This is a genomic window from Oleiphilus sp. HI0123, assembly GCF_001635315.1.
The window spans coordinates 1-6,169 of record NZ_LWGE01000295.1; the positions used below are offsets into that span (position 1 = coordinate 1).

At 44.0% G+C, this 6,169-nt stretch carries 6 protein-coding genes; all 6 read right to left on the reverse strand.

The window, feature by feature from the left end; all coding sequences use genetic code 11:
• A partial coding sequence (rnc, locus tag A3761_RS02820; protein ID WP_068749772.1) for a ribonuclease III occupies positions 1-617 on the reverse strand: 617 nt, incomplete at its 3' end.
• A 66-nt stretch (positions 618-683) separates the two neighbouring features.
• Complete coding sequence (locus A3761_RS02825; RefSeq protein ID WP_068507892.1) at positions 684-1,058, reverse strand: DUF4845 domain-containing protein; 375 nt, start codon at positions 1,056-1,058, stop codon at positions 684-686.
• Between the two features lie 115 nt (positions 1,059-1,173).
• Positions 1,174-1,959 (reverse strand): signal peptidase I, encoded by a 786-nt coding sequence (gene lepB / locus A3761_RS02830; protein WP_068507894.1) that lies wholly within the window; start codon positions 1,957-1,959, stop codon positions 1,174-1,176.
• A gap of 52 nt (positions 1,960-2,011) precedes the next feature.
• Positions 2,012-3,811, reverse strand: coding sequence for a translation elongation factor 4 (gene lepA / locus A3761_RS02835; protein ID WP_068507897.1), 1,800 nt, complete (start codon positions 3,809-3,811; stop codon positions 2,012-2,014).
• Between the two features lie 152 nt (positions 3,812-3,963).
• Positions 3,964-5,376 (reverse strand): AarF/ABC1/UbiB kinase family protein, encoded by a 1,413-nt coding sequence (locus A3761_RS02840; protein ID WP_068749773.1) that lies wholly within the window; start codon positions 5,374-5,376, stop codon positions 3,964-3,966.
• 3 nt (positions 5,377-5,379) lie between these two features.
• A partial coding sequence (gene lipA, locus A3761_RS02845) for a lipoyl synthase (protein WP_068749778.1) occupies positions 5,380-6,169 on the reverse strand: 790 nt, incomplete at its 5' end.

The window sequence follows — 6,169 nt, forward strand, 5'->3', positions numbered from 1 at the left end:
GGGCCTTCACTATTTGTTCTGATACTCATTGATGCAACCTCACACTCGACAAAGAAAGTCTGATCATGAGCTTCACCTGTGACCTTAATAACTTCATATTTCGGGAGGTCTTTCTTTATAGATTGCAGATATTCTTGTAGGCGGGTTTTAGGGTCTTTTTCGGTATTATCTAAAGACAAGTTAGCGAAACGCGGCTCATACCACGATAAAACAACTTCTCGGCAAGTTGAATGATCGCTGTCTAAATAGATAGCACCAATGACGGCTTCCAGAGCATCAGCAATAATCGACTCCCGCCTAAAGCCACCACTCTTCAGCTCACCGCCCCCTAAGTTCAAATAGTCGCCTAGCTTAAATTCTTTACCAATCTCTGCCAGCGTTACCCCTTTTACCAACAAAGAGCGCAAACGGCTTAGCTGACCTTCTTTTGCAGACGAGAAGTGTTGAAACAGATATTCAGCAATAACAAAGCTAAGTATGGCATCCCCTAAATACTCCAGGCGTTCATTGTTCGCACCTTTAAAGCTACGATGCGTTAACGCTAAATCTAGCAGGCTTTGATCTTTGAACGCATAACCAATTTTTCGTTCAAGCGCACTCAAGCGATTTTGTTTCATAGGGACTAATTTTTCCAAACTTTGCTCAAGCCTTTTCCAAAAAAGACGGTGATAAATAACTCTAAACTAAAACTTTTTCTCTATAGACTCTTCGAAGGAGACCACTGCATCTATGTTGCTATAAATCGGAATGCGAACTTCATACTCTACCGAGATATAAACACTTTCATCTGTAACTTCAGCATAGAAGCCTTCCTTAACATCAAAGGTACGGACATTGTTAGTTAACAAGCGGGTTTGGAAGTTTGTTTCCAGCTCACCAGCAGACATCCCTTCTAAATCAACTTCTTTATCATAAGATTCGAGTACAGATGCAATTTGCCAATGCTCATAAAACGCGGGGTAAAGCTTGAAAGCAATTGTTAAAATAATCGCAGCCATACCCAAAAAAAGCAGGACCACTGGCATCGAAGCACCCTTTTGCCGAGAATCAGTACGCATGTATAACCTCATCGTTAATCTATTTGAATCGTTGCGCTGCCAAGAAGCAGGACATTTATAATAGTATTGTTCAATATACGGATATTGCCTACTCGCTAAACAAAAGTCTTAAACTTTATTCGATAGCACCAACACGCGAAAAACTAGGTATGGAGAAGAACTTTGGCCAATGCATCCATATCGCAAAGGCTTTTCCGACAACCAGGTGGTCAGGAACAACGCCCCAAAAGCGGCTATCATTACTGTTATCCCGGTTATCTCCAACCATAAAATACGAGCCCTCAGGAATCTCCCAGTAACCTTCAGCACCTCTATTTAGCTGCGCTTTATGCTCATACAGCTTATGCTTAACCGAGCCTAAAGTCTCTTCAAACAGTTTGCGCCCAGGTAAATTCGCTAACAGTTTCTCTTCGACAAGCTCACCGTTGATCCATAACTGCTTGTCTTTATATTCAATTTTGTCACCAGGGACACCGATAACTCGCTTAATATAATTGGTCTTTCCATCTTTAGGGTATTTAAAGACCATTACATCACCGCGCTGCGGATCATCCATTTCAATGACTTTAGTTCCCACCACGGGAAGGCGAAAACCATAGGCATACTTATTTACCAGAATAAAGTCGCCAACTTCCAGGCTTGGTAACATTGAACCAGAAGGAATTTGGAAAGGCTCAACAAGAAAGGAACGCAAAACTAAAACGATTGCCAGTACCGGAAAAAAAGACCTAGAAACTTCTACTAACCAAGGGCCTTCAGAAATTTCTTCTTCGCTAGCTGCACTAGATGAATTATCTTTAGCCGCATCTCTTTTTGGTTTCCAGAGTATTGCATCGGCAAGGTATATCAAACCCGTCGCGAAAGTCAGTACAACCAATATCAGGGGAAAATCTATATCCATACTCTTCTCTTATCTACTTGATGCTCAAGCCAACGACGTCGAAAGCAATGTATTAATTATCAATCTTCAAAACTGCCATGAAAGCTTCTTGCGGGATCTCTACACTCCCAACCTGCTTCATTCGTTTTTTACCTTCTTTCTGCTTCTGTAGAAGCTTCTTCTTACGACTTACGTCACCACCGTAGCATTTTGCTGTTACGTTTTTACGTAAGGCTTTTACAGTTTGCCGAGCAACAATTTGACCACCAATCGCGGCTTGAATAGCAACATCAAACATTTGACGAGGAATTAGCTCCTTCATCTTCTCGGTAAGTAAACGTCCCTTTGAGTGGGCATTATCTTTATGAATAATTAGCGCCAATGCGTCAACTTTGTCACCGTTTATTAGAACGTCCAGTTTGGTCAAATTAGACGTTTCAAACCGTACAAAGTGATAATCTAGCGACGCGAAGCCCCGACTGACTGATTTGATACGGTCAAAGAAGTCGAGTACCACTTCATTCATTGGTAAATCATATTTGAGAGAGACCTGCCCTCCCAGAAATTGCATATCCTTCTGAATGCCTCGTTTCTCAACACAAAGACTAATTACATTCCCCAAATGCTCTTGTGGTACGAGAATATTTGCCTCTACGATTGGCTCTCTCATCTCCTCTACTGCACCGGGGTCTGGTAGACGAGACGGGTTATCTACTTTAATAACCTCACCATTACGCATCACTAGTTCGTAAATAACTGTTGGCGCAGTGGTCAATAAATCTAAGTTATATTCTCGTTCGAGTCTCTCCTGGATAATCTCCATATGGAGCATACCCAAGAAACCACAGCGGAACCCGAAGCCAAGCGCATCGGAGGTCTCAGGTTCATAATGTAAAGAAGCGTCATTTAAGGTGAGTTTTTCCAAGGCATCGCGAAACGACTCATAGTCATCAGAACTAACTGGAAACAAAGCGGCATAGACCTGTGGCTGGACTTTCTTAAAGCCTGGCAACTGCTCTACTTCAGGAGTTTTAGCATGGGTGATGGTATCACCAACTGGCGCGCCATGAATGTCTTTAATACCCGCAACAACAAAACCAACTTCACCTGCTCTAAGAATGCCGGTCTCATGACGCTTCGGTGTAAACACTCCCGCAGCATCAATTTGGTGGGTTTTGCCCGTTGACTTGATTAAGATTTTATCGCCTTTACGCAAGGTGCCTTCTTTAACTCGTACGAGAGATACAACACCCAAGTAATTATCAAACCAGGAATCAATAATAAGCGCCTGAAGGTCAGCATCAACATCACCCTCTGGAGGTGGAACCACTTCGATTAGAGCTTCAAGAACATCTTCAACTCCCATGCCACTTTTAGCACTACAGGGAACCGCTCCCGACGCATCGATTCCGATAATATCCTCAATCTCTTGGGTTACTCGCTCAGGATCGGCCTGTGGCAAATCCATTTTATTTAGTACAGGAAGTACCTCCAAGCCCATTTCGATGGAGGTATAACAATTTGCCACCGACTGAGCCTCGACCCCCTGACCAGCATCGACAACCAATAACGCACCCTCACAGGCAGCGAGAGAACGTGACACTTCATACGAAAAGTCTACGTGCCCCGGAGTATCGATGAAGTTTAGCTGATAGGTTTCGCCATCTTTTGCCTTATAATCGAGTGTGACACTCTGGGCCTTGATCGTAATACCACGTTCTCGCTCGATATCCATGGAATCGAGTACCTGAGCTTCCATCTCACGGGACGACAGCCCGCCACAATCCTGAATAAAACGATCAGCCAAGGTCGACTTACCGTGGTCAATATGGGCAATTATTGAGAAATTACGAATATGTTTAAGACTACTCACTGGATTATTTTACTCTAAGGTTGATATCTAAATTGAGCACTCGGAATAAGTGGCAACCAAACCGCGCATTCTAAAGGATTTCAGCTAACTTGGCGATATTTGTTTGATAAGTTGCGGGCTTCTTGAAATGTTTAAAGGAAAACGGAGAATGGCTACCGGACGTTAAAGGCTNCAACATAAGGTGCCAATAGGTCCTGCCCCTTAAACTGACCATTAAGTACCGAAATAAAGGTATAGACGCCTACCAGCTTTCGATTCAGGAACACAAATTCTTTTGGCGGAATTTTAAAGTAACGACTAATTGCCGAAACAGCAGCTCGCTTGGCAATACGTGAAGGCAAATCACTATCGCGCCAACGATACTCTCCCTGCTCATTAAAAGATTCAGAACCCGCAGCAGACTGGTCTTTCGCTAAAGGCTCCAGCACTGCAATACAAACCCCGGCAAACTCTTCCAGGATTTTTCGCGGCCAGTCTGCTTGCATAAACTTTAACGCAATCCCACCACGAATAACACCTTCCAGGTCAGCTNCATAAGCAGCTGAAATCATTTGACATACAGGGTTAATAAATTGCTGTGGATACTTTTGCACAGCGCCAAAATCCAGTAACACTATTCTATCTTTGCCACTCTCTTCACCAATTCGTATTCGATAATTACCGAAATTTGGATCAGTTTGAATCTCGTGCCAGACGAACAACTCTTGCAGAAACAGCGCCAAAGATGATTTAGCCAGATTATTACGACGCGCCTGAGACAACTCAGCAACACGCTCGCTAGAAACATTTTCACCCTCTTCGTAGCTTGTAGCCATAACATTTTCGCAGGAGAACTGAAAATACACTTTTGGAACAATGAATCGAGGATCATCTTGAAGCATTTGAGAGAAGCGGGCTGTCGTTTCAGCTTCTAGGTGGTAATCTACCTCCCGATGCATCATCACTCTAACCTCTTCCAACCAATCGTTAAACGCTGGTCCTGCAGTAACCACCCTCGCCAAGCGAAGTATTTGTGCGACAGCATCCAGATCGGCATCAATTGCCTGAGCAACTCCCGGGTACTGAACCTTCAAGCAAATGACTTCACCTGTTTCGATTATTTTTGCACGATGAACCTGTCCTAGCGAAGCTGTGCCTATTGGCTCTTCTTCAACTTCAAGCTTATCCATATTCGCTGCGCCAAGGTGCTCGAACAAAACACCTCGAATGACAGGCCATTCCAGCGCAGTAGTATTTTCTTCAAGAGTATGGAGAGCTTCGGTAACTTCAGGTGGCAGAAAGTGTTCGCCATAAAGCGCCATGACCTGCCCGATTTTAACCACACTCCCCTTCAGCATTCCTAACTCACGAACAAGAAAGTGAGCTTGATCCGAAAGTGCCTTTTTGCGCTTTTCAGCTCTAGCCTCTTTGCCGGAAAATAAAGAGGTAGTCATATGACCAGCCATCCGCGTACCGGCCAGTAAGCCTGCTTTAGTCAGACTCAAACGACGCTCAAAGCTACCCGTTTTGATAGCTGAAACTGTTTTATTACTTTGAGTATTAGAGTCTTTCTTGGACTTTGACATAAGCTACACTTTTGGCAGAGATTCGCCCTTCGCTTGTTTATCTGCATGATAAGAAGAGCGGACCATTGGGCCACTAGCAACATGTTTGAATCCAAGCTCTTTGGCAAGCACCGCTAAATCATCAAACTCTTGTGGCGTGACAAAACGCTCTAAAGCCAGGTGATCTTTACTCGGCTGCAAATACTGCCCCAGGGTTAACATATCAACATCATGCGCACGAAGGTCACGCATCACTTGCTCGACCTCCTCAATCGTTTCACCAATTCCTAACATCAAACCCGACTTGGTTAGTACATTGGGAGCCAAAGCCTTATAAGACTTGAGCAAATCCAAAGACCATTGATAATCAGAACCAGGACGAACCTTTTTATAAAGAGAAGGAACTGTTTCAAGGTTATGGTTGAACACATCTGGCGGTGTTTGCTTTAGGATATCGAGCGCAACTTCCATACGGCCACGAAAGTCTGGCACTAATATCTCAATTTCAATATCGCTGCTACGTTCTCTGATTTCGTTTACACAATCAGCAAAGTGCTGAGCACCACCATCACGCAAATCGTCACGATCTACGGAGGTAATCACAACATAACGCAAAGCCATATCTGCAATTGCAATCGCTAACTCACGAGGTTCGTTTTCAGCAAGTGGCTTGGGACGACCGTGAGCAACATCGCAAAACGGACATCGTCGAGTACATATATCCCCCATTATCATGAAGGTAGCGGTGCCGCCGCCGAAGCACTCTCCCAAATTCGGGCAAGAAGCCTCTTCACAAACACTATGTAGTTTATGC